The following is a 23,708-nucleotide window of genomic DNA, read 5'->3' as shown; positions in this document are numbered from 1 at the left end:
CGCTCCTACTGTTACAAGCTAGCAAGAATTTTGGGTCTAAGGTATTAAACTTTAGTCTAGAATGCGCATGAAAACATTGACCGAATCAGTACTAACGCTTTTAATTTAGTTAATGTAATTGCATGGGATATCAAATGGATAATGAACTGGCAGAACTGATGGCGTTTGTAAAAGACATACCGCCGTTTGATACATTGCCTAACGATGTTGTTAATCAAATCGTGCGCGAAATGTCTATTTGTTATGTCAGGCAATCTGAGCAGCTACCGCCGGCGCAAGTTGACACGCGCAGTTTGTTCATTTTACGTAAAGGCGCTTTGTCTTATTACGCGATTGCTGGCGATATGCCAGAATTTTTAGGGATGTATGGCGAAGGCGATATTTGCACGGTGTTTTTTGATGACCAAGAAGCTGCAATGTACCGCGTTGCTGCTACCGAAGATACGTTACTGTACGCGATTTCTTGGCAACAACTGCTAACAATCACCGCTTCTATTCCTGCTTTTGCGGCATTTTTTAAACAAAGTGCGGAAGAGCGATTAAATCAGCGTATGGAACATGCCACCGCAGAGGCGGTGGTGGCGTCTTCATTGAGTAATGCCTTGGTCACTGATTTTTATCATACGCCTGTCAGTACCATTGCTGTTGACGCCACTATTGTGGACTGCGCGAAGAAAATGTCGGCACTGCGACATTCTTGTTTGGTGGTGATGGAGAAAACAACGCCGGTAGGCATTGTTACAGATAAAGATATAAGACGCCGATGCGTAGCAGCAGGTCTTGCCACCAGCGAGCTTGTTAAAACCATAATGACGCCAGATATTTTATCGATAGATGGCAAAATGAGTGCCTATGATGCACTGATGATCATGACAAGTAAGCATCTACATCATTTACCTGTAATGGAATTTGGCGAGCTTACCGGCATGGTGACAGTGACAGATTTAATCAATCAGGAAGGGCACAATGCAATTCATATAGCTAGTTTAATTAGCAAAGCCAAGTCGGTTGAAGCGTTAGCGACGATTAGTAAAATGTTGCCACAACTGCAGGTGCGGATGACCAAGCTAGGCAGTAGTGCGGATCATGTTGCTAAAAGTATGAGCGCTATAACAGCCGCATTAACAACGCGATTGTTGAGTATGGCAGAAGATATTCAAGGACCGCCTCCTGTGCCCTATGCATGGCTTGCTGCCGGCTCGCAGGCAAGGCAAGAGCAGTTGTCAAACTCGGATCAGGACAATGCACTCATTATTAGCGATGAGATGCAGCCCGAGCATGATTATTATTTCTACGACTTAGCAACTTTTGTATGTGATGGTTTGGCAGCTTGCGGTTTTGTTTACTGTCCTGGGGAAGTTATGGCAACTAACCCTAAATGGCGAAAAACTCAGAAAGGTTGGCATAAGTATTTTCAGCAATGGGTTGATAAGCCAGATCCAAAAGCGCTGATGCATAGTAGCATTTTCTTCGATTTGGTTACTGTGCATGGAGATGAGAACTTGCTTGAAGAAGTGCGTGGCAGAATGCTGCAAAAAACGCAGAACAATACGTTATTTATCGCACATTTAACGCGTAACGCGCTGTCGCTGCGACCACCGCTCGGCTTTTTTAGAGATTTTGTTTTGATTTCAGAAGGGGAAAATAAGGCCACGTTAGACTTAAAACACAATGGAATTGCGCCTATTGTTGACCTGGCTCGCATCTACGCGTTGAGTGAAGGCATAAGTGAAGTAAACACCTTAACCCGATTAAAGCTTGCTGGCGGCACAAAATCGCTAACACAAAGTAGTGCGGACAATCTTATAGACGCCTTTGAGTTTTTGAATATGTTGCGCATGGAGCATCAACTCAAGAATATGATAGCGGGCAATAAAGCGAATAACTTTTTGTCACCAAAATCGCTGTCAAAACTCGAAAGAGAGCACCTAAAAGATGCGTTTAAAGTGATTAAAACGTTACAAGATGCTCGCCAAAGCACTTATTAACCCCATCTTATAGACTTTGTTAGCGGGACAGACACCTTTATGTTAAACCAAACATTTTCAACCACTATCGGGACAGGCACGTTAACAAGTCACTATCGGGACAGTCACGTTAGCAGAGTAAGCTCCAGTAATTTTTTGCGCTATAAGGCATTACAAAATCATGTTTGATTTTTTGTTTGGCATAGAAGCGCAGCGCAAAAGGCTGCTTAAGAAGGGCGTTGATGGCGCTTTGCAAGACTACTTATCTGCCCCTTTTCCAGATAAAAACACACCATTTTCTGCATTAGACATAGTGTCAGTCGATTTTGAGACCACGGGTTTAAATGCGATTGATGACAAGCTACTTAGTGTTGGCCATGTAAGCATTGAGTACGGCATCATAAAACTCAACTCTTGTTTTCATCAGGTGGTTCGAAGTAAAGGAGCGTTGGATGCTGATAATGTGTCGATACATCAAATTACCGATAGTCAAAAAGATGCCGGCGCACATATAAAAACCGCCGTAGACGAACTATTGTCAGCGTTAAAGGGGAAAGTGATGTTGGTGCATTTTGCTCGAATCGAGAAACAATTTTTGCAGCAAGCATGCAAACTTATTTATGGTTTTGTACCGCCATTGGCTATTATAGATACCTTAGCGTTAGCTAAACGAAAACTTGAAATGCGCGATGTTGCGTATGATCCTTCGCAATTGCGACTAGGCAATTTGCGTCAGCAGTATCATTTGCCAGACCATTTTGCTCACAATGCATTGAACGATGCGATTGCTACCGCTGAATTATTGCTTGCTATGGTTAACGAGATGCCAGAGGGCATAGAAACACCTCTGGGTAAACTTCTACTATAAAATGTGCAAAAGGTACTTCAGTGAAAAAAATAATTGTATTCGGAAATTCGGGCTCGGGAAAATCGACATTTGCTAAGCATTTAGCGACGAAAAATCAGCTCGCACATTTGGATCTAGATACGTTAGCCTGGTCGCCGACAAAACCTCCAACTCGTCTACCTCTTGAGGTGTCAAAACAGCAAATCAACGCCTTTATGAACGAAAACAATGCATGGGTGATTGAAGGGTGTTACAGCGATTTGTTGGCTTTAGTTAGTGAACCAGCTGATACCGCAATATTTTTAAATTTAAGCATTGAGCAGTGTATAGAAAATGCCAAAAATAGGCCGTGGGAGCCTCACAAGTACGCAACGAAAGCAGCGCAAGATGAAAACCTATCTATGTTAATTGACTGGATAGAACAATATGCTAGCAGGACAGACACCTTTTCGTTGGTCGCCCATCAAAAGTTGCATGATAGTTTTACCGGTGAAAAGGTTCTATTTACCGAAAATCAGATACTTACGTGATAGGATATGCTAGCAGGACAGACACCTTTTCGTTGGTCGCCCATCAAAAGTTGCATGATAGTTTTACCGGTGAAAAGGTTCTATTTACCGAAAATCAGATACTTACGTGATAGTGGGTGTGAGGATAGTTTATAACGGTTTTTCCATAATAATATCGCAACGCTTGTATGAGTGGTGTGGCCCAAGATGCACTGTTTCAAATCCATATTTTTTATAGAGGTTAATAGCAGACTTTAATTTGGTATTTGAAACTAGATATACCATTTCTGCGTTGAGTTCTTCCAACTTATCAAAGATAGCCAGCATTAACTTATTAGCTATCCCCTGACCATGAAAATTGGGATCAACAGCCATTTTTGTCAACTCATATACGTTAGCTTCGCGTTCAACTAATGCAACGGCGCCGAGCACGATATCATCCTTCACTGCCGCCAATACATAGCCGCCCGCATCAACGTATATGGCAGGGTTGTCTGCAAGTGCTCGATCGCTCTCTTCAACATGAAAATATTTTTTTATCCAAGCCAAATTTAATTCAGCAAAAGCCTGATAGGTATCAGGCTGATTGCACACGATAGTGAGCATTTAATTTGTTTCCTGCATTTGGGATGCTACCCGTTGCACTTCATCGAGTACACGCAATAGGTTTTCTCCCCACAGTTTGGCGATTTCTTGGTCGCTATAGCCGCGTTTAATGAGTTCCACAGTAACATTTAGCGTTTCACTTGCGTCGTTCCAACCCTTTATACCGCCACCACCATCAAAATCGGAGCTGATGCCTACATGATCTATCCCTATTAATTTGACCATATAGTCAATGTGGTCAACAAAGTCGGCTACATCAACTTGATCTATATTTGAGCCGGCAATCGCTATTTTTTCGGTTGACAGTGACTCTACTAGAAGCCAATCTGCGCGCGCTTTGTTTTGTTCTTCAGTTGAAATGGTTCTAAATTTGCTCCACGGCACCAAACTGATACCTTGCTCTTTTGCTATCTCTTGATAAATGGCTTTTTTTGCATCGGAAAATGTCTTAGCTTTGTCACCATTTACATAGCCGCGAAATGCAACTGTTTGCACAACACCACCATTTTCTTTGACGGCAAGCAGCTCTTCATCATCGAGATTGCGGCTGTGGTCATACAAAGCCCTAGCACTTGAATGTGACGCGATAACTGGCGCTTTCGAAAGAGCTATCATTTCGAGGTTTGCGACTTTAGATGGATGTGAAATATCAATCATGATGCCCCACTTGTTCATCTCACTAACGGCTAGTTTGCCAAGGTCACTCAAACCATTATTTAGCCATTGCCCTTCGCTTTCGCCTGTATGCGAATCACTCAGCTGATTATGCCCATTGTGTGCCAGTGACATGTATCTCGCACCACGTTCTGCAAATTCTTTTACACGGGTTATGTCTGTGCCAATAGGGTAACCATTTTCAACACCTATCATTGCCACTTTTTTTCCAGAAGAGATAATGCTGCGTACATCCTGTGAGGTGAGTGCTAATTCAATTTGCTGCGGTGCTATTTCTTCAACCAAGCGATGGATCGCGTCAAATTTGGCGACAGCATTGGCATAAGCATCTTTATATCCTTGTTCCGTGAGCGGACCCTGACCTGTATATACGATAAGCCAAGACACATCCATAAGGCCGGCGTCCATTTTGGGTAAGTTCACCTGCGTGGCGAGCTCCATAGTGTAGTTTTTCTCTGCGGTAAAATTAGCCACGCTAATATCATGGTGTGTATCTAAGATAATAATCTTTTTATGGAGCGTCTGCGCTTGTTCCATCAAGCTAGGTTCTTGTACTACAGGGTCTGTGCAGGCGGTAATAGCAAAAAGAGTTGCTAGAGCAGTTAGTTTTAATCGCATCGATGTATTTTTTTATTCTGTTGGAGGTAAATTTACCTTAGCAAGTTTTTAGCGTTTTTGTATAGCGGTATGTGATTTAGCTGAGGTGTTTAATTGCGCGCCCAATACCATCAACAGTTAAAGGGTACATATTATTTAAAACGATATGCTGCATAATTTGAATCGAATGGTAGTAAGACCAATGAGATTCTGGTTGAGGGTTTAGCCAAGCTACCTTGTCAAAATGAGCAAGCACTTTGTTCATCCAATCAATGCCAGGCTTTTCATTCCAATGCTCAACACTACCACCGGGGTAGGTAATTTCGTAAGGGCTCATGGTTGCGTCACCGACAAAAATTACTTTGTAGTCTCTGCCAAACGTTCTGATGATTTCGTCTACATCGATGGTTTCTATTCTTCTGCGGACATTGTCTTTCCATACTTTTTCATACAGGCAATTATGAAAGTAATAAAATTCCATATGTTTAAATTCTGAGTGAGCCGCCGCGAATAGCTCTTCACAGGTTTGGATGTAATCATCCATTGAACCGCCTACATCAAAGAACATAAGCACCTTTATAGCGTTGTGTCGTTCTTGTTCCATTTTGATATCAAGCAACCCCGCATTTTGCGCAGTGGAATGGATAGTTTGGTTGATATCGAGTTTTTCACTATTGCCGTCTCGCGCAAACTTTCGAAGTTTTTTCAAAGCTAACTTTATGTTGCGAGTACCAATTTCTCTGTCTTGGTCAAAATTTCGAAATTCACGTTTGTCCCAAACCTTTACGGCTTGTCTGTGTCGATTACCGTCTTGACCAATTCTGATGCCTTCGGGGTTGTATCCATAGGCGCCAAAAGGCGATGTACCGCCTGTGCCAATCCACTTGTTTCCGCCAGCGTGTCTCTTTTCTTGTTCTTTTAACCTTTCTTGCAATGTTTTCATCAAAGCTTCAAGACCACCCATTGCTTCTATTTGTTTCTTTTCTTCATCACTAAGGTGTTTTTCGAATTCTTTGCGAAGCCAGTCTTCCGGTAACAGAGTGTCGAATATGTCTATTTGCTCAACGCCCTCAAAGTAGTCGGCAAAGGCACGATCAAATCGGTCATAATGCACTTCGTCTTTTACTAACAGCGTTCGACTAAGTGAATAGAAGTCGTTTACGTTAGCAAAGATGACGCCTTGCTTTAGCGCATTGATTAAATCTAACAACTCCCTTACTGAACAAGGTACACCATGTTTTTTTAGGGTGAAAAAAAAGTCTATAAACATTAGTCTCTGCGTCGACTCATGAAAGCGAGTTTTTCAATCAATTGTGTATCTTGCTCGTTTTTCAACAGTGCGCCAATCAAAGGCACAATAGACTGTTGTTTGTCTAACAAGGTTTGTTGTGATAAATCGTCAGCAATCAGCAATTTAAGCCAGTCTATCAGTTCAGAGGTAGACGGCTTTTTTTTAAGACCATTTACTTCACGCAATTCAAAAAAGACTTCGAGCGCTTGTTGCAGTAATTGTTTGGTAACCCCAGGGTGATGAACTTCAACAATTTTTTGCATGTCTGCTTTATCTGGAAACTTTATGTAGTGAAAAAAGCAGCGTCTAAGAAAGGCATCGGGCAGTTCTTTTTCGTTGTTACTAGTGATAACGATAATAGGGCGCTGTATAGCGATAATTTCTTGTTGAGTCTCGTATACGTGAAATGACATTTTGTCGAGTTCAAGTAACAAGTCATTAGGAAATTCAATATCGGCTTTGTCGATTTCATCGATAAGTAAAACAGGGCGCTTCTCTGATTCAAATGCTTGCCAAAGTTTACCTTTGATAATGTAGTTTGAAATATCATGAACCTTTTCATCACCTAATTGCGAGTCTCTTAGGCGAGAAACGGCGTCATATTCGTACAAACCTTGTTGCGCTTTAGTAGTGGATTTGATGTGCCACTGAATAAGCTCAACGCCTAAACTATCTGCTAACTCTTGTGCGAGCATCGTCTTACCGGTGCCAGGCTCCCCTTTTATGAGAAGTGGCCTCTCTAGGGTGATAGCGGCATTTACCGCCAAGCGCAATTCATCTGTCGCGATGTAATTCTTCGTGCCTTTAAAAGACATAGACATCCTCAATGTTCGAATGATTTATTACCACGCACTATACCATTTGCCCCTAGTGCATTGCCATTTATCAGGACAGTCACATTAAAATAAAAGCGCAGTCAAACAATGGCGTTGGCGCAGCAGCAAAGGTGACTGTCCCTGTTGTTTACTTTTGATTGGAAAACATTTTAATCACCTTTTTTCTAAGTCTTAGACTTAGGTCTAATTCCTAAATCCAAATAAAACTTCTACTTTATATACATCACCTTTAATTACTTAAAATAAAAATAGGCATACAAGCCAATAAAAACTAACGCATATTTGGAGAATACAGATGAACGATGCAGCTAAGCCTGACATTTTTTACCCAAGCGAAGAAGTGCTTAACCAAGCGAACGTGAACGAATACGAAGAAATGTACAAGTATTCTGTTGAAAATAGAGAGCAATTTTGGGCAGAGCAAGCTGAAACGCTTAATTGGTTTAAAAAGTGGGATACCGTGCTAGACGAGAGCAACGCCCCATTTTACAAATGGTTTGACGGTGGTCAAATCAATATCGTGCACAATGCCGTTGATAGACATTTAGAAAATGCTAATCGCAACAAGATGGCGATTATTTGGGAAAGTGAGCATGGAGAAGTCAGAAACTTCTCTTATAACGGATTAAATCGCGAAGTATGCAAGTTTGCCAATGTTCTGCGCAGTATGGGCGTTGAAAAAGGCGACATTGTTACTATCTATATGCCTCAAATCCCTGAGCTTGTGTTTGCGATGTTAGCCTGTGCGAAAATTGGTGCAATCCACTCTGTTGTATATGGTGGTTTTAGTACGGAGGCACTAGCATCTCGAATTGATGATGCGCATTCACGTGTACTTGTTACGGCCGACGGTGGTTGGCGCCGTGGTAAACAAATCGACTTAAAGTCTATTGCTAATGCAGCCATGGAACGTTCACCAAGCATTGAAGTATGTATTTGTGTCAAGAACAATGGATTGGATGTCGAAATGGAACCAACCAGAGACTTTTGGTTGCACGATTTATTTGCTTTACCTATTGCTAGTTCAAAATGTGAAACTGTGCCAACTGACGCCGAAGATCCGCTGTTCATCCTTTATACTTCGGGCACCACAGGTAAACCAAAGGGAATGTTGCATACTCACGGTGGTTATTCTGTATATACCTCAACAACCCATCGCATGGCCTTTGATATAAAACCACAAGATCGTTGGTGGTGTGCGGCTGATCCAGGTTGGATTACAGGTCACAGCTATATTGTTTATGGCCCACTGATTAATGGCGCCACCATTATGCTTTACGAAGGTGCGCCAAATTATCCTTACCCAAATCGCTGGTGGCAAATCATCGAAAACTACGGCATTAACATTCTTTACACCTCGCCAACGGCCATTCGTGGCTTGATGAGATTTGGTGACCGCTGGCCTAAAAAGCATGACTTATCGAGCCTGCGTTTGTTGGGTAGTGTCGGCGAACCGATTAATCCTGAAGCATGGCGTTGGTACCACAATGTTATCGGCCAAGATAAGTGTCCAATTATTGATACTTGGTGGCAAACAGAAACGGGTGGATTTATGGTTTGCCCATTACCTATTACGCCGCTTAAGCCGGGCTCTGCCACAAAACCATTTTTTGGTAACGAGTTAGCTGTAGTTGACGACGATGGTGAAGAAGTAGAGGTGAATGAAGAGGGTAAATTGATCATCAAAAACCCATGGCCAGGTATGGCTAGAACGATATTTAAAGATGATGCTCGCTACGCTGAATTGTATTGGAGCCAACGTGAAGATGGTAGCTGGCGTTATTTAGCCGGTGACAGTGCGAAAATAGACGACGACGGCTACATTTGGGTGATCGGTCGTATGGATGAAGTACTTAAGGTGTCAGGTTATCGCTTAGGTACCGCGGAAATCGAAAGTGCTCTTGTTAGCCACCCTAAGGTGAGCGAAGCTGCTGCTGTAGGTTTGCCGCATGAACTTAAAGGTAATGCGATTCATACCTACGTCATTTTGATAGACGGTGTTGAACCGTCGAAAGAATTAATGCTTGAGCTTAAAACTCATGTGGGCAACGAGATGGGCAAAATAGCTACACCTGAAGCTGTTGAGTTTGTTGAAGCCTTACCTAAAACGCGAAGTGGAAAAATTATGCGACGCGTATTAAAAGCAAGAGCACTAGGTCAGGATGAGGGTGATTTAAGTACATTGGAAGAATAAGGTACTTTCCACCCCTAATACTTAATGGGGGCATTAAGCCCCCTCATAAAAAGCCTTGATGGCACAATATGGGGAGATAACACATGTTACAACGTTTAAAACTGGCGATAGCTGCTGCATTGATGAGTGCATCAAGCGCGAGCTATGCAGGATATGAATTTACGGTTGGAGAAGATGGAAAACTTATATTTGGCGGTTACATCAAGGCCGATATGAGAGTGACATCGGGTAATATAGCGTTTAAAGACTTTTGGACCGGTACGGGCGATGTGCTGTTGGAAGACACTACATCAACAAAGTTTTTTGTAAACGAATCTCGCTTCAATACTAAATATGTTCATGGCGATGTAACAGGTTTTATCGAAATGGATTTTTATGGTGGCGGTGGTAATGAGGTGGTTTCAAATTCAGTCCACCCCAGATTAAGACACGCATTTATTAAATACAAAAACTTTACAGTTGGACAAACATGGACAACGTTTATGAACGTAAGTGCACTACCAGAAACAGCTGATTTTGCAGGCCCAACTGTGGGTGAAGCCTTCATACGACAAACTATGGTGCGTTATGAAATTGGTGATTTTCAGGTAGCACTAGAAAACCCTGAAACAGCCGGTGGCGATCCATCTCAAGATGTATTACCTGATGTAGTCGGTAAATATACCTTTGCAGGAGATTGGGGTAACGTTTCCGTTGCTGGTTTGTTTAGACAGTTAAACGTAGATGCAGATAACAGTGAAACCGGATTAGGTGTTTCAGTTGCTGGTAGCATTAAGCTTTATGGCAAGAGCGATTTAAAATTCCAAATTCATGGCGGGAACACAGGTAGGTATGTAGGTGTTGGTGCGACACCAGATGTTGTAGGTAATGAAGCGGAAGAAACTGTTTCATATATGGTTTCCTATCGTCATTTTTGGACAGAAGCAGCTAGAACATCTGTATTTTTAGGTAATATAACGACCGATGTTGGTGACATTGATAGAAGTCACTGGGGCGTTAACTTTTTCTCAGATATTAATAAAGATCTTTCATATGGTGTCGAAGTAGGTCAATTCGAAATGGCTGACAAAGATGCTGATTCTTTCTACGGACAAGTTTCTTTTAAGTATGTTTTATAAATGAATTAATACACTCTTGCGTTAGTTGACCCTGAAAAACGGGTTGTTTTGGGGGAAAGGTAGCTTTCCCCCTTTTTTATTACTTAAATATCTTCTTTATTTCACCGGCTTTTCGTAATCCAACAATTCGCATAGCAGTAATAATTCCGGCCATTGTCGCGCCTCCAACACCTGCTGTTAGGGTATCTGCACCCGTAAGATAAAAGCCTTTAAGTGGTGTTTCTGGGTGTGGTTGATACTTTGTAAATCGCTCGATAGAGTGATCTAACCCGTAAATTTCACCTTCATCATTGTGTTGGTAATACAAGGTAGATAACGGTGTTGAAAGTTCGTAGTAATCTAATGCTGCTTCAAGTTGAGGGCGATGTTCAAACAACACTTTGAGTAGCTTTTGAGACATAGACTCTTTCAGCGCTTCATATTCTTCTCCGCGCTTATTCCATTCTGTATCTTTCCATTGTTCAAACCATTTCATATGCGATAGCGTAACAATCTCAACCGTAGTTTTGTTTGGAAAGCGACTGTCCCACGTAGGGTCTTTTGCTGAAGGGAATGAAATATAAATCAGCGGGAAGTTACCATCAGCATGGGCTTGCGTTTTGTACTGAGTTACTTGAAGTTCATGATCTGGCGATTGATATATCCATAGATTTGTTGTTTCAAGTCCAAGCATATCAGCCGTTCCGGTAAAGCCAGCGTACAAACATAATGATGCGCCAGAACGCTTAATTTTTGGTAGTTTTTTCTCAAAATCTGCTGTTTTTAGATGATTCGGCAATAACTTTGAATAGCTGTTAAGGTAACCCGTATTGCTGACTACAATATTGGCCTTAATTTGATGACCATTTGCTAGTTTCACACCTGTTACTTTGCCTGATTTGCAAAGTAAAGAAGTGACTTCAGCGTCGGTGAATACGTCTCCACCTTGGGCTGTTATCGTAGGGATGATTTCTCGAGCAATTGCTGCAGCTCCACCAACTGGATAGGCACTGCCATTTAAATAATGTTTAACTAGCAGCGCATGCATCAGGAAACTAGACTCTGCTGGTGGTAGCCCATAATCTCCCCATTGCCCCGTTAATACAGCAATAAGTTCTTGGTTTTGTGTAAGCGACTCCAACACTTCTCTTGTTGTTTGAAAGTACACTTTCTTTAAAAGGACAGGCCTAAATTTGTTGTAAATTGTTGCAAGCCATTTGGGCAATGCTTGTCCAGCAAAGAACTTGTTAGAATGGTAACTAATTTCTCTTACAAGCGATACATACTGTTGTATGGCCTTTTCTTCTTGTGGAAATTCCTTGACCAAAGCGTTGATAAAGTTGTCTGTCCCAGCAGGTAAATCAAAATGCTTATCTCCAATAATAATACGGTCATAAACATCGTCCATTGCTTGCCATTTCAACCGTTCGCCGCTGATCGTATCAAATATTTTTCTAAGTGGTGTTTGTGGTCTATGCACCTCACCAATGTAGTGCACCCCAACATCCCATTCATATCCTTTTCGCTGATACGCATGCGTAAAACCACCAGCGGTGTAGTGCTGTTCCAGGACACACACCTTTTTTCCCATCAGAGACATAACTGCGGCGCATGTTAGGCCGCCAATACCGGAACCGATGACAATTAAATCGTAATCATCTTTAACATTTTTCGGTTGGAATCTTCTGCCTGTTCTTACAGACACTTTTTTTGGAGAACTAGTCGCTTCGGTCATTAATCTTGACTCTTGTTAGTTTGAATTTTTAGCTTATCAACTTTTGCATAGAAGGGACAGTCACGATAACAAAAATTAGTTTTCAATATAAGCGCCTAGGGTGCATGTCCCGCTAAGCTCTGTCTTTCTTAGTTAAATAATTTGGTGAGTGAAACCAATGTGTTGACGCATAACTAGATATATAAAAAATATGTACTAAAGTTGATGTATCTTCATATTCCAAGGATGGGAACATGACAATTGCAAGAAGCAATCAAATTTGCCTACATACAACTACCTATTATCATTGTGTTTCTCGCTGTGTAAGAAGAGCCTTTTTATGTGGAAAAGACCGCATTTCTGGCAAAAGCTATGAGCATCGCCGAGCTTGGGTTGAGCATAGAATGCTGTCGTTAGCCCGCAGTTTTTGTATCGAGATTTGTGCTTATGCTATTATGCACAATCACACCCATATTGTGCTCAATGTAAAGAAGGACCTTGCTGAGTCATTGACTGATACAGAGGTAATAAATCGTTGGCATAAGCTAACAAAAGGAACGCACCTGACACGCCAATTTATTCAGGAGGGTTCTGTGCCTGAGCCGTTAAAATCTCAACTGAAGTGCGATATCGAAAAATTTCGGTCTAGGCTATTTTCTATTAGCTGGTTCATGAAATTGCTAAACGAATTCATTGCAAAACATGCAAATATAGAAGACGAATGTACTGGAAGGTTTTGGGAAGGCAGATTTGTATCACAACCACTGTTAGATGAAAAAGCGGTACTTGCCTGTATGGCTTATGTCGACTTAAATCCCGTCAGAGCTGGGATTGTGCGTAATGTTAAAGCCGGTCAGTACACAAGTATCAGCAGGAGACTTGCTGGCAGAGGACAATGCTTAATGCCATTTGCGGCTGAAAACACAAGAAAATCTAGCAGTGCGTCGCCATTTTCGATCACGTTTGGTGATTACTTGTCGATTATCAATATAAAGCTTAAACAAGAGAATGTCGTAGCTATTAATGCAACCCAAATCTTATCAAAGATAGGGTTTGACTTGCGCACATGGCGACAGGTCACTCAAAATTTCGAGCTATACTTTTATGGCGCCGTTGGCACTGTGTCGTCTTTAGATAAATTTATAAAGAACACACGGCGTAAACGACGCCCAAATGTACAGAATGCAAAAAAATATTTTGGCTAAGATTATTTTTTTAGCTTTGCAAATGCATCGGCAAAAGCGTTACCCATAGCAGCATTTGCAGACTTTGTTGATCCTTGTTTGTTTGATGCTTTCTGTACCTTTTTAGTTCGAGCAGAAGGTTGTTTTTGCATTCTTACCTCTTCATCCATTCTCATGGTGAGGCTGATGCGTTTTCTGTGGACATCAACTTCAAGTACTTTAACTTTGACAATGTCCCCTGCCTTAACAACTTCTCTAGGGTCACTAACAAATTTGTTAGTTAGTGAAGAAATATGCACTAGTCCATCTTGATGTACCCCAATATCAACAAATGCACCAAAGTTAGCTACATTGGATATCACACCCTCTAAAGTCATACCTGGTTTCAGATCTGATATCTTCTCGACCCCTTCCTTAAACTCCGCCGTTTTGAATGCTGGTCGCGGATCTCTTCCAGGTTTTTCAAGTTCTGCAATTACATCCTTAACAGTAATAGAACCAAAAGATTCTGTGGTTAATGAAGTGATGTCAGCTTTTCGTAGTGCCGCTTTGTTTCCTAACAACTCTTCAATAGGTTGGTTGAGTTGTTCGATTAGCTTAGTAATAACAGGGTATGTTTCTGGGTGAACGCCAGACTTATCTAGAGGGTTACTTCCATTGGAAATACGCAAAAAGCCAGCTGCTTGTTCAAAAGCTTTTGGTCCAAGCCTTGGGACCGACATGAGATCATTTCTATTTTCAAATTTACCGTGACTGTCCCTGTAATTGACGATGTTTTGCGCCATCGACTTGTTTAATCCAGACACTCGAGTCAACAAAGGGATAGACGCAATATTTAAATCAACGCCTACAGCATTTACGCAATCTTCGATGACATCATCTAAAGTTTTACTCAACTGACTTTGGCTCACGTCATGCTGATATTGGCCTACGCCTATTGCCTTAGGGTCAATTTTTACGAGTTCTGCAAGTGGGTCTTGTAGACGTCGTGCAATGGAAATTGCTCCTCTAATAGATACATCAAGTTCTGGAAATTCTTGCGCTGCAAATTCAGATGCAGAATAAACCGAAGCACCGGCTTCACTGACGATCAGTTTTTGTGGCTTAATGCTTGCACTTGCTTTGATCGCTTCTCCGACAAGTTTGTCACTTTCGCGCGATGCCGTACCGTTTCCAATTGCTACCAATTCAACGTTGAACTGCTGAAAAATGTTGACTAATGTGCGGATAGCTTTGTCCCAATGCCCTTGCGGCTGATGAGGGAAAATTGTGCCTGTATGCAGCAGTTTCCCAGTATTATCTACAACAGCTAGTTTACAGCCGGTTCTAAAACCGGGATCTAATCCTAACGTAACTTTCGCACCGGCTGGAGCCGCCATCAACAAATCTGATAGGTTGGTTGAAAAGACCTTAATAGCATCTGTTTCAGCTTGTTCTCTCATTTGCCCCAGTAATTCCGTTTCTAGCGACAAGCTAAGCTTTACTTTCCATGTCCAACGCACCACTTTGTTGAGAAAAGCTGCCGCCGTCTGGTCTGATAAATTCAGGCCAAAATGGTTGGAAATAATCCCTTCTGAGCTTGAATAAAGTTTGTTGTCATCACCTGGATCAACATCAATAGAAAGTTGTAAAAGCCCTTCATTACGGCCGCGAAGCATAGCTAGTGCGCGATGAGAAGGTACATTTGCCAATCGTTCAGAGTGAGCGAAATAGTCTTGATACTTGCTAGCTTCTGCTTCTTTGCCTGGGGCTACAGTACTTGTTAAGTGTGACTGTCCCAATAAGTGTTTTCTTAATTTTTGAAGTAGATTTGCGTCTTCGGCAAAGCGTTCCATTAGGATAAAACAAGCGCCATCTAGCACTGATTTTACATCTTCAAAGCCAGCCTCTTTGTTTAAGTATGACTGTCCCTCTAATTCAGGGTCGAGGTTCCAATTGTCTAGTAAAGCATCGGCTAGAGGCTCGATACCCGCTTCAATCGCGATTTGCCCTTTTGTGCGGCGTTTTGGTTTGTAAGGTAGGTATAAATCTTCTAATCGTGTCTTGTTGTCAGCCGCTTCAATGTCGGCTTTAAGTTCGGCCGTTAGTTTGCCTTGTTGTTCAATAGACGCCAATACAACTTGTCTGCGATCTTCTAGTTCTCTTAAATACGTTAGGCGCTGTGAAAGGTGTCTCAAATGACCATCGTCTAAGCCGCCGGTTACCTCTTTTCTGTATCGAGCGATGAAGGGAACGGTAGCACCGTCGTCAATGAGTGCAACGGCTGCGTTTACCTGGTTAGAAGAAACACTCAACTCTTGAGCGATAATGTCGACAATAGATTGCATATGAAAGCCATGAAGTCAGGAACAAAACTTCAACGGATTTTACAAGGAACGAAATAAAAATAAATGCTTAACGCAAATTAAATAGAAATTAGCTTTTAAAATGAGTAACCCAATGAAAGAAATGCGCCATTTTGTGTAAATTCTAAGCCATCTTCCTCAAATTGATGCCAACGATAACCAAGTTCAGTAAACAAACCACTGTCAAAGATATACCCACCTTTTACATCGATTTGATGGCTAGAACCACCAATAAGCCCTTTATTAAAAAGGAATGTAAATTTACTATTTTTAAACGGCATATAGTCTGCCTGTAACCCAATTACTGCCTCCGCCCAACGGGTGTTGATGGTACGTTTAATATCGAGCCCCCTATTACCAAGTTCAATGCAGTTTATTGGCAAGCAAACACTTCCCCCTATAGCGACTGATTCTGCAACAACATTTGCTTCGATATCCGTTGTAATATCGTATTCTTTAATACCACCGATGACATAGTAATCAAGGTTGTCCAAACCACCAAAACGATAGCCACCGCGATACTCCATAATACGTTGCCGCAAGTGCAAATAGACATTCCCGGTTGCGTCGATAAGCACTATTTTCCCGTCGTCAGTCAACGGAATATCACCTAAATCTTCTTGCTGTCCCAGTTCTCCAAAGGGTTCGTATTTCCCTTCCCAAAGCTCAAAACTATGGAACCAATCGTTGTTTTGCCATTTTACGCCAATAGTAAAATACGCCGTGCTCACTTCAAGCAATTCATCTAAACCCACTGTTATTGGATCTAAATTTTCAATACCTTTAAGTTCCAGGCTGGTAGCGTGTATAGGTAGGTAAATTGACACAACATTATTGCGTTTGTTCATGTCAGATGTAGAAGAACGTTGTGGCTCGTCCGCTGAAATTACAGGCAAGGCAGCGCAACATAGCAACCAATAAAAAGGCCTTAATTGTTCGAAAAACCGTTTCAAGATTCACGCTCCCTATTCCATTAATTGCTAGGAAGTGTGGTTACAAAACCCTGTTTTGGCAAGTTTTCAACGATTTCGCCTAGTTTTTCTTTGGGTTAGGTTTACTTTCGGTATCCGGTTTATCCCTGAATCGATAAGTAATATTACACCCTAGTGGTGAGATTGGGTCGAAGCGATTACTCCATACCGCTGTAGTTTGCTCGAGTCGATACAGCGTGATGGGTTGCTCGTTCATATAATCAACAATTTCGTAGTAGTTGCCACCAATGGCGTCAAATTCAAAGGTGCAAATGTAATCTCTTAACAACGTGCGATACTGTACTTTTATGGTGTAGCTCCCGGGTGACAGTGTTGCGTCATGGCCATTAATAGCTTCGTTATTGATTGAAATAAACTCGGCAACAGTTGAAAGCTTAACCACATCTTGTTCGATAGGTTTTAACTGAAAATATTCGAAAACACTGCAACCAGAGAGGCTAATTGTTAACAAGCAAAAACAGAGCGTCTTTTTCATTTGAAATATATCTCCGTGCTTACGCCTTCCACATCATCACCAAAGAGTACGCTGCTGCGAATGCCAATATAACGCACACCAAACAAATTAAGAGCTTTGATGTTCCACTGGTAGTCCGCGCCTATCCCTATTTCATGAAAATAGTTAAAGCCAATTGCGTTGCGGTTAAGGTTTAAAAAGTGAGTGTGTTTGTAGTACGTATGCCAGTCCCAAGTTAAATCGAAAAGCTCAAGAGATGTCGGAGCATTCCATCTAGCTTGCGCCGTGAGCGTTTGAATAGATTCATTAAAATTTAAGAAGGCATTGATTTTGTCTTCTGTTTTAGTTGTAGACGAGGCGTATTGTGCTTCGATTTCAAGTAAACCAAATTTTAACCAACGTTCGTATTCGATATCGATGGTATAAGCGGTAGTAAGCGCATGAGTTGTCGACTCAATCTCTGCAATAGGTGGTAATTTTACTAAAGGATTGTTGGCACCTAGACGCTGAGCATCGGAATCATTTTTAAAATTGGAAGAGATAACCGAAATATAGGGCGTTACTTTTAGATTCTTGGTGATAGGAATCAGGAAGCCGCCACTTAATTCAATCGCAATTATTTGCCGATCTATATTAACGAGGAATTCTCGACTATCTTGCGTATTGAACAGGATTTGATCGTCTAGGTGAGCCGCTGTTATTGAACCCGACGTATAAAAATTCATAAACGTCCAATCCAATGAAAAATCATTGGCAAAGCCCAAGCTACCTCGAGTAAATTTAGTTTGCCTTTGCTCGCCTTTATTTACATTGATGACGCTACCATCAATGCCTGGTGAGGTACTTAAGTTAATAAACGCAACTGCCGCTCGGCTTACATCGTTGGGCGTCACATCCTCTAGCGAAATACTATTAAAACCTGACTCGTCTTGCAGAGCCAAAGCGTGCAGCGGCATCAATAAAGCAACTGTTATTAACTTTGTTATGACTACTGCAACTTTTTTCATTTATTCTCGCTCGTACCAAATCTTGTTTACGTACCAGAGCGATGGGCCGTTAGGTGTTTCTACAGTAGCTTCATCGTCGACTTCCTTTTTCAACAAGGCTCGAGCCATCGGGGATTCGATAGAAATATAGTCATTGCGTCCATAAATTTCATCAACACCGACAATGCGAAGGCGCTTTTCTTCACCTGTTTCATTTTCGATATCTACCCAGGCGCCAAAAAATACTTTGCCTGATTGTTGCGGGGAAAAATCGACGATTTTTAGTGATTCAAGACGTTTGCGCAGAAAACGGACGCGTCGATCAATTTCGCGCAGCAATTTTTTATTATATTGATAGTCGGCATTTTCACTGCGATCGCCCAGCGAAGCCGCCCAAGATACTTTCTTGGTAACTTCAGGACGCTTTTCGCGCCACAAATGATCGAGTTCTGTTTGTAAGGCTTGAAAACCTTCTCTTGTTATTAAGTTTGTTTTCACAAGTGAGCTAAATCGTTATTTTTATAAAACTATAGTTAAAAAAGAGGCTAATCGGCAACTAGTAATCGTATTGCACGCCAAGGGTTACGGTTACACCTCTAAAATAACGGTCTTCTACAATATCTGCTTTGTCTAAAGATGCCGAAACATCCAAATTAAATATTTTGGCGAAGGTGGCTCCTGCATTTAGATACCGCAATTTGCTACCAACGAGATTTTTACTAAAACCTACCCTTGCGCTGGGTAGCCACCAGCTATCTGAAGCATAACCGGCGGCAATATTTACCCATTGATATTGGTCGCGCATTGGATCAGTAATCGCGTTCAAGTCGGCATCAAAATTTAAACTCCAATGGCGTTGGTCGGTATAAATAGCGGCTTCCATTCTATATTGACGTTGCATGGTATATTTTTGATGAAAGTCGAGCTTTCTGTTGATATCGTCGCTTTTAAAACGGCTTCGATCGACCTCTGGATAACCGTAGTTCCATTCCCAAATATTGTTCGCAGCAAATCCAACCTGATAATGGTCACTTGCCCATATCATCCCAATATCAGCATCAAACCCTGTTTCATAACGATAATCACCGTTAAAAATATCTTCGAGTATTTCATTGGCGTCGTTAACGTCGCCAAGTCGAGTGGTAATATTGGTTAAACCAACGCGATAAACGGTGGGTTGCACACCTACATATAGTTCGCCATAGTCAGTTGCGAGCAATTGGTTAGAATACGACAATGAAAATTCGTATATTTTTGTTGCCTTTACAAGCAGTAGGCTATCGTTGTCGATAGTCAACTTGGCGCGTCTGTTTAGTGGGTCGTAGTGAAGCGTTAAACCTGCGCTTAAGTCTAATTCCTGAATACCGTCATTTGGCCCAAAAGTAGGGATTTGACTTAGGGAGTCTTTTGCAATGTCGGCATCAAATTCGATATTTTCAAAAAGCCCTATGGCCTTAGAATTACCGCGTGCGCTTATCGAGCCTATGAGCGAACCACCCCAAAGATCTTCTTTGATCACCCAAGGCGAGTCTAAATATAGTTCTGCCTTTCCGTATCCTTCAGCGGCTATAAGAGCAAAATAGGCTGCGCGACGCGTTGCTTCTTTTTTAACTTGATCCAATCGGTCTTCAAGATCTGGGTACATCTCAAATATTTTGTCCCAGTCAATATCGTCATCCCCCGGCGGCGGTATTTCGCCAGGCGGAGGCGCAGGTTCACTTGGCTCAAAATCATTCTTAAGGTCGTTAATTAAATCTAAAAGGTTGTCGATGTCACCATACTCAACACCAACACCAACTTCTAGCATACCGCCAGTCATCAAATGCGGATCTTTACGACGAATCACTAAATTTGCGGCGGCGGGGTTAGCGTGACTAGATAAAGCGCGTTGCGTATAACTTAAACTGGTGGTACTTGAATGCGTATCGCCTATCGCTCTAGGCAACGTTAAAATAGCCAGTAATGTGATCGCTAAAGTCGTGTAACGCAAACTTATTAACCTTTTGTTAAAAAAATAGTACAAATTTTAATCGTAAACGGGTAGTGTATTTAATTGAACCCAGACAAGCTAGCCTACGTAACAATACTATAACAGTGCTAATGAATTTAGCTATAGCTAGGTTGATTGAAAAAACCACGATTTTATTGAGAAAAATCAAGGACAGCAGGGATGTTTTTCCATATAATCGTACGCAGAGTATTTTTGTGATTAATAAGAGAGTAGATGGTATGAAAAAAATCATGATGACTTTAGCCGCTACAGTATTGATGGCTGCGCCTTCTTTAGCAGCAGATATTGCAGCAGGTAAGGCAAAATCAGCAGTTTGTGCGGCTTGTCACGGTCAAGCAGGTGTATCTGCTGTACCTATGTACCCAAATTTAGCGGGTCAAAAAGAAGAATATCTTAAGAAACAACTTAAAGATTTCAAATCAGGCGCACGTAAAGATCCTGTAATGGCGCCAATGGCTATGCCATTAAGTGATGAAGATATTGCAAACTTGTCTGCGTATTACGCTAGCTTGAAGTAAGCAAATATTTTAATGAGAAAAGCGCCATAAGGCGCTTTTTTTATGCGTTAGATTTGAAGGTTTCGTGGTCATTAATAATGGCCAAGAAAGGCGCACCATAACGCGCAAATTTTATCGCACCAATACCGCTAACGCGCAGCATGCTTTGTTCGTTACGTGGTTTTAATTTGGCGAGTTCAGATAAGGTTGCGTCATTAAAGATAATGTAAGGCGCTACATCTTCAGAGCGAGCTAGATCTTTTCTTAAGTCGCGTAGCTTGGCATACAATTTTTTATCCATTAGCTTACTAGCCGTTGCAGACTTCCAATAACTGAGCTGCTGTAGGCGAGGTGTAGAAAGGCTTAAGGTTTTTTCGCCTTTTAGAATCACTCGCGAAGCTTCAGTTAGCTGCAGCGCAGACTTAGCGCTGATATCTTGTTGTAGGTAACCAAGATGGATCAGTTGACGAATAATCGAATACCAGTAACTGGCAGATTGATCTTTGCCAATCGCAAAAGTGGAAAGTGTGTCATGCTGGGCTTGTGTCACTTGAGTGGTTTTAACACCTCGTAATACATTCAAAATATGCTGTATATCGCCTTTTTGTTGCACGCGAAAAACACAAGAAAGCACTTTTTGCGCAGCTTCTGTGGCATCGAACGTGCTGGGTGGGTCTAGACAAATATCACAATTATTGCAGGCTTGTTCAGTAAACTCGGCAAAGTAATTGAGCACGACTTTTCTGCGACAGTTTTCGGCATCAATAAAGCCTTGAATTGCATCAAAGCGCTGTAATTCAACCTCATTCCTACCGTTTTCTTCGGCTTCTTCTATCCGCTTTTTTATACGTTGAGCATCTTTTTCGTCGTAAAGAAATAAGGCTTCTGCAGGCAACCCATCTCTACCGGCTCTGCCAATTTCTTGGTAGTAGCCTTCCAGGGTTCTAGGTGGTTCAAAATGAACCACAAAACGAATATTAGGTTTATTAATACCTAAGCCAAATGCGACTGTGGCAATAACAACTTGGATTGTATCCTTGGTAAATGCATTTTGAACATAATCCCTAATTTCGGCCTCTAAACCGGCATGATAAGCCGCACAGTTTATGCCTTTTTCGCCTAATTTTTTGCTTAAGTTCTCTACTTGCCAGCGAGAATTGCAGTAGACAATACCGCTATCTTGACGATGTTTTTTGATATAACTTGCAAGTTGTTCAATGCCATTAAATTTGTCTGCCAAAGTTACCCGTATATTTGGTCGGTCAAAACTGCCTAAGTGAACAAAAGGGTTGTTCAACGCAAGCTGAGACAAAATATCTTTGCGTGTAGCAACGTCTGCGGTTGCGGTTAGTGCCATCATTGGCACATGAGGCATTAACGATTTTAGTGTGTTCAATCGTGTGTAGGCAGGGCGAAAATCATGTCCCCATTGTGATATACAATGTGCTTCGTCTATTGCAAACAGCGATATTGGCAGTTGCTGTAACCCTTCAATGAAATAGTGCTGAGTGAGTCTTTCAGGGGCTACATATAGCAGCTTTAGGTCACCACTACCGAGCTTTCTAAAAATATCGTGAATTTCTTGTTGGCTCAGCGTGCTATTAATGAAAGCCGCGGGGATGCCTGAACGCGTTAACCCGTCTACTTGATCTTTCATTAATGCGATTAATGGCGACACGACAATGGTTATGCCAGGCATAACAACTGCAGGCAGCTGGTAACACATTGATTTACCGCCACCGGTAGGCATAAGTACAAGACTATCTTGCCCTGAAAGCATTGCTTTAATCACGTCAAGCTGGCCGGGCCTAAACGACTCGTAGCCAAAATATTGTTTTAGTGCGTTATGCAGTTGTTGCTCTGTTGATGTGTCAGTAGCGAGATTCATGTACCGTTTTCGGGCCTTATTTTTGTATCAATAATTTTACCTTAGTTCGACAACAAAGTTCACTGAATATCTGCTCGAAATCGCTATTTGTATGTTAACATTCAGAAAATTTTTTCCGATTCGTATTCATGAACAATCCCGTTAGTGCAGAAACAAAGAAAGGCGCCATTAATGCATTACTTGCATACAGTATGTGGGGTTTCGCACCCATCTATTTCAAGCTGGTGTCTGAGGTTAGCGCAACAGAAATACTAATGCATCGTGTCGTATGGGCGGTATTGATTCTTGCTGTTATCGTTGTGGCTATGAATAAGACTACGCAAGTAGTCAGTGTATTGCGCGACAAAGCCATGATGCAGAGGCTTTTTGTGTCGGCAACCTTGCTGGCGATTAATTGGTTTATCTTTATATGGGCGGTGAATACAGACCATATTTTGGATGCCAGTCTTGGGTATTACATCAATCCTTTGTTTAGTGTCTTTTTAGGTATTGTCTTTTTAAATGAGAAACTGAGAAAGTGGCAGGCTTGGGCGGTGGCGCTTGCTTTTATTGGTGTCGCTATCCAAGTGATTACCTTGGGCACGCTACCTGTAATATCACTGGCGCTGGCAGCAAGTTTCGGTTTGTATGGATTGATGCGCAAAAAAATGGCGATTGATACCTTTGTCGGCTTGTTAGTGGAATCATTAATTATGTTGCCTATAGCAATAGCATACTGGTGCTATATAGAAACGCCACATAGTAACTTTTTTAATAATTCTATGGACTTAAATGTATTGTTGATTTGTGCCGGCGTGGTAACTACAGCACCACTACTATGTTTTACAGCTGCGGCTAAAAGGTTGTCGCTTAAAGCGCTAGGCTTTTTCCAGTACGTTGGGCCAAGTATCATGTTTTTGTTGGCAACATTTTACTATGCAGAGCCATTGGCGGCAGGAAAACTATATACCTTTTTATTTATTTGGCTCGCATTAATCGTATTTAGTTGGGATAACCTTAGGGCGCGAAGAAAATAACG

20 protein-coding genes are annotated in these 23,708 nt (G+C 41.7%); 8 read left to right on the top strand and 12 right to left on the bottom strand.

What is annotated here, in order from left to right; all coding sequences use genetic code 11:
* The first annotated feature begins 134 nt into the window (after window positions 1-134).
* From QUD85_RS14110 to QUD85_RS14100, 3 genes are all read left to right on the top strand, one after another.
* Window positions 135-1,988, top strand: coding sequence for a putative nucleotidyltransferase substrate binding domain-containing protein (locus tag QUD85_RS14110; RefSeq protein ID WP_093328535.1), 1,854 nt, complete (start codon window positions 135-137; stop codon window positions 1,986-1,988).
* Window positions 1,989-2,148: 160 nt separating this feature from the next.
* Window positions 2,149-2,835 (top strand): exonuclease domain-containing protein, encoded by a 687-nt coding sequence (locus QUD85_RS14105; protein WP_245732082.1) that lies wholly within the window; start codon window positions 2,149-2,151, stop codon window positions 2,833-2,835.
* Window positions 2,836-2,855: 20 nt separating this feature from the next.
* The gene (locus QUD85_RS14100) at window positions 2,856-3,344 is read left to right on the top strand and encodes an AAA family ATPase (protein ID WP_093328533.1); all 489 of its coding nucleotides are present in this window, start codon (window positions 2,856-2,858) and stop codon (window positions 3,342-3,344) included.
* A 129-nt stretch (window positions 3,345-3,473) separates the two neighbouring features.
* Here QUD85_RS14100 and QUD85_RS14095 read toward each other — a convergent pair whose 3' ends face one another.
* From QUD85_RS14095 to QUD85_RS14080, 4 genes are all read right to left on the bottom strand, one after another.
* Complete coding sequence (locus QUD85_RS14095) at window positions 3,474-3,929, bottom strand: GNAT family N-acetyltransferase (RefSeq protein WP_093328531.1); 456 nt, start codon at window positions 3,927-3,929, stop codon at window positions 3,474-3,476.
* A complete protein-coding gene (locus tag QUD85_RS14090; protein WP_093328530.1) occupies window positions 3,930-5,222 on the bottom strand; it encodes a dipeptidase in 1,293 nt (430 codons plus the stop codon).
* 76 nt (window positions 5,223-5,298) lie between these two features.
* Entirely contained in the window at window positions 5,299-6,471 is a 1,173-nt protein-coding gene (locus tag QUD85_RS14085) for a vWA domain-containing protein (protein ID WP_093328528.1), read from the bottom strand.
* Window positions 6,471-7,307, bottom strand: coding sequence for an AAA family ATPase (locus QUD85_RS14080; RefSeq protein ID WP_093328527.1), 837 nt, complete (start codon window positions 7,305-7,307; stop codon window positions 6,471-6,473). Before QUD85_RS14080 ends, QUD85_RS14085 begins: the two co-directional genes overlap by 1 nt.
* 316 nt (window positions 7,308-7,623) lie before the next feature.
* Here QUD85_RS14080 and acs point away from each other — a divergent pair, with 316 nt between their 5' ends.
* Both acs and QUD85_RS14070 read left to right on the top strand, forming a co-directional pair.
* Window positions 7,624-9,522 (top strand): acetate--CoA ligase, encoded by a 1,899-nt coding sequence (gene acs / locus QUD85_RS14075; protein WP_093328525.1) that lies wholly within the window; start codon window positions 7,624-7,626, stop codon window positions 9,520-9,522.
* Window positions 9,523-9,605: 83 nt separating this feature from the next.
* Window positions 9,606-10,640 (top strand): DcaP family trimeric outer membrane transporter, encoded by a 1,035-nt coding sequence (locus tag QUD85_RS14070; protein WP_093328524.1) that lies wholly within the window; start codon window positions 9,606-9,608, stop codon window positions 10,638-10,640.
* Window positions 10,641-10,719: 79 nt separating this feature from the next.
* Here the strand turns inward: QUD85_RS14070 and QUD85_RS14065 are convergent, their stop codons facing one another.
* Window positions 10,720-12,354: a phytoene desaturase family protein gene (locus QUD85_RS14065; protein WP_093328522.1), complete on the bottom strand. Its 1,635-nt coding sequence runs from the start codon at window positions 12,352-12,354 to the stop codon at window positions 10,720-10,722.
* 233 nt (window positions 12,355-12,587) lie between these two features.
* Between QUD85_RS14065 and QUD85_RS14060 the strand changes: the two genes are divergently transcribed.
* Window positions 12,588-13,538 (top strand): transposase, encoded by a 951-nt coding sequence (locus QUD85_RS14060; RefSeq protein ID WP_093328520.1) that lies wholly within the window; start codon window positions 12,588-12,590, stop codon window positions 13,536-13,538.
* 2 nt (window positions 13,539-13,540) lie between these two features.
* On the opposite strand, the gene QUD85_RS14055 is transcribed toward QUD85_RS14060, so the two are convergent.
* The 6 genes from QUD85_RS14055 to traF all read right to left on the bottom strand — a co-directional run bounded on the left by QUD85_RS14055 (window position 13,541) and on the right by traF (window position 20,284).
* Entirely contained in the window at window positions 13,541-15,844 is a 2,304-nt protein-coding gene (locus tag QUD85_RS14055) for a Tex family protein (protein WP_093328519.1), read from the bottom strand.
* 95 nt (window positions 15,845-15,939) lie between these two features.
* Complete coding sequence (locus tag QUD85_RS14050) at window positions 15,940-16,815, bottom strand: hypothetical protein (RefSeq protein ID WP_143047933.1); 876 nt, start codon at window positions 16,813-16,815, stop codon at window positions 15,940-15,942.
* A 79-nt stretch (window positions 16,816-16,894) separates the two neighbouring features.
* A complete protein-coding gene (locus QUD85_RS14045; protein WP_093328516.1) occupies window positions 16,895-17,329 on the bottom strand; it encodes a hypothetical protein in 435 nt (144 codons plus the stop codon).
* Window positions 17,326-18,315: a hypothetical protein gene (locus tag QUD85_RS14040; RefSeq protein ID WP_093328514.1), complete on the bottom strand. Its 990-nt coding sequence runs from the start codon at window positions 18,313-18,315 to the stop codon at window positions 17,326-17,328. Before QUD85_RS14040 ends, QUD85_RS14045 begins: the two co-directional genes overlap by 4 nt.
* On the bottom strand, window positions 18,316-18,792 hold the full coding sequence (gene greB, locus QUD85_RS14035) for a transcription elongation factor GreB (protein ID WP_093328513.1): 477 nt from the start codon (window positions 18,790-18,792) through the stop codon (window positions 18,316-18,318).
* Window positions 18,793-18,850: 58 nt separating this feature from the next.
* Window positions 18,851-20,284 (bottom strand): conjugal transfer protein TraF, encoded by a 1,434-nt coding sequence (gene traF / locus QUD85_RS14030; RefSeq protein ID WP_177168862.1) that lies wholly within the window; start codon window positions 20,282-20,284, stop codon window positions 18,851-18,853.
* 239 nt (window positions 20,285-20,523) lie between these two features.
* On the opposite strand from traF, the gene QUD85_RS14025 reads away from it, so the two are divergent.
* Complete coding sequence (locus QUD85_RS14025; RefSeq protein WP_093328754.1) at window positions 20,524-20,823, top strand: c-type cytochrome; 300 nt, start codon at window positions 20,524-20,526, stop codon at window positions 20,821-20,823.
* A 40-nt stretch (window positions 20,824-20,863) separates the two neighbouring features.
* Here QUD85_RS14025 and recQ read toward each other — a convergent pair whose 3' ends face one another.
* Window positions 20,864-22,690, bottom strand: a complete 1,827-nt coding sequence (gene recQ, locus QUD85_RS14020; RefSeq protein WP_093328510.1) for a DNA helicase RecQ — start codon at window positions 22,688-22,690, stop codon at window positions 20,864-20,866.
* A 128-nt stretch (window positions 22,691-22,818) separates the two neighbouring features.
* On the opposite strand from recQ, the gene rarD reads away from it, so the two are divergent.
* A complete protein-coding gene (gene rarD, locus QUD85_RS14015; protein WP_093328508.1) occupies window positions 22,819-23,706 on the top strand; it encodes an EamA family transporter RarD in 888 nt (295 codons plus the stop codon).
* Window positions 23,707-23,708: the final 2 nt, after the last annotated feature.

The sequence above is a fragment of the Thalassotalea agarivorans genome (assembly GCF_030295955.1).
Lineage (GTDB): Bacteria > Pseudomonadota > Gammaproteobacteria > Enterobacterales > Alteromonadaceae > Thalassotalea_D > Thalassotalea_D agarivorans.
The sequence above is the reverse complement of the archived record's forward strand: the minus strand, read 5'-3'. Positions and strand labels throughout refer to the sequence as shown.

Coding starts and splice junctions, on each gene's coding strand:
- QUD85_RS14110 (WP_093328535.1), top strand. CDS start 135: ATGGATAATGAACTGGCAGAACTGATGGCGTTTGTAAAAGACATACCG.
- QUD85_RS14105 (WP_245732082.1), top strand. CDS start 2,149: ATGTTTGATTTTTTGTTTGGCATAGAAGCGCAGCGCAAAAGGCTGCTT.
- QUD85_RS14095 (WP_093328531.1), bottom strand. CDS start 3,929: ATGCTCACTATCGTGTGCAATCAGCCTGATACCTATCAGGCTTTTGCT.
- QUD85_RS14090 (WP_093328530.1), bottom strand. CDS start 5,222: ATGCGATTAAAACTAACTGCTCTAGCAACTCTTTTTGCTATTACCGCC.
- QUD85_RS14085 (WP_093328528.1), bottom strand. CDS start 6,471: ATGTTTATAGACTTTTTTTTCACCCTAAAAAAACATGGTGTACCTTGT.
- QUD85_RS14080 (WP_093328527.1), bottom strand. CDS start 7,307: ATGTCTTTTAAAGGCACGAAGAATTACATCGCGACAGATGAATTGCGC.
- acs (WP_093328525.1), top strand. CDS start 7,624: ATGAACGATGCAGCTAAGCCTGACATTTTTTACCCAAGCGAAGAAGTG.
- QUD85_RS14070 (WP_093328524.1), top strand. CDS start 9,606: ATGTTACAACGTTTAAAACTGGCGATAGCTGCTGCATTGATGAGTGCA.
- QUD85_RS14065 (WP_093328522.1), bottom strand. CDS start 12,354: ATGACCGAAGCGACTAGTTCTCCAAAAAAAGTGTCTGTAAGAACAGGC.
- QUD85_RS14060 (WP_093328520.1), top strand. CDS start 12,588: ATGACAATTGCAAGAAGCAATCAAATTTGCCTACATACAACTACCTAT.
- QUD85_RS14055 (WP_093328519.1), bottom strand. CDS start 15,844: ATGCAATCTATTGTCGACATTATCGCTCAAGAGTTGAGTGTTTCTTCT.
- QUD85_RS14045 (WP_093328516.1), bottom strand. CDS start 17,329: ATGAAAAAGACGCTCTGTTTTTGCTTGTTAACAATTAGCCTCTCTGGT.
- QUD85_RS14040 (WP_093328514.1), bottom strand. CDS start 18,315: ATGAAAAAAGTTGCAGTAGTCATAACAAAGTTAATAACAGTTGCTTTA.
- QUD85_RS14025 (WP_093328754.1), top strand. CDS start 20,524: ATGAAAAAAATCATGATGACTTTAGCCGCTACAGTATTGATGGCTGCG.
- recQ (WP_093328510.1), bottom strand. CDS start 22,690: ATGAATCTCGCTACTGACACATCAACAGAGCAACAACTGCATAACGCA.
- rarD (WP_093328508.1), top strand. CDS start 22,819: ATGAACAATCCCGTTAGTGCAGAAACAAAGAAAGGCGCCATTAATGCA.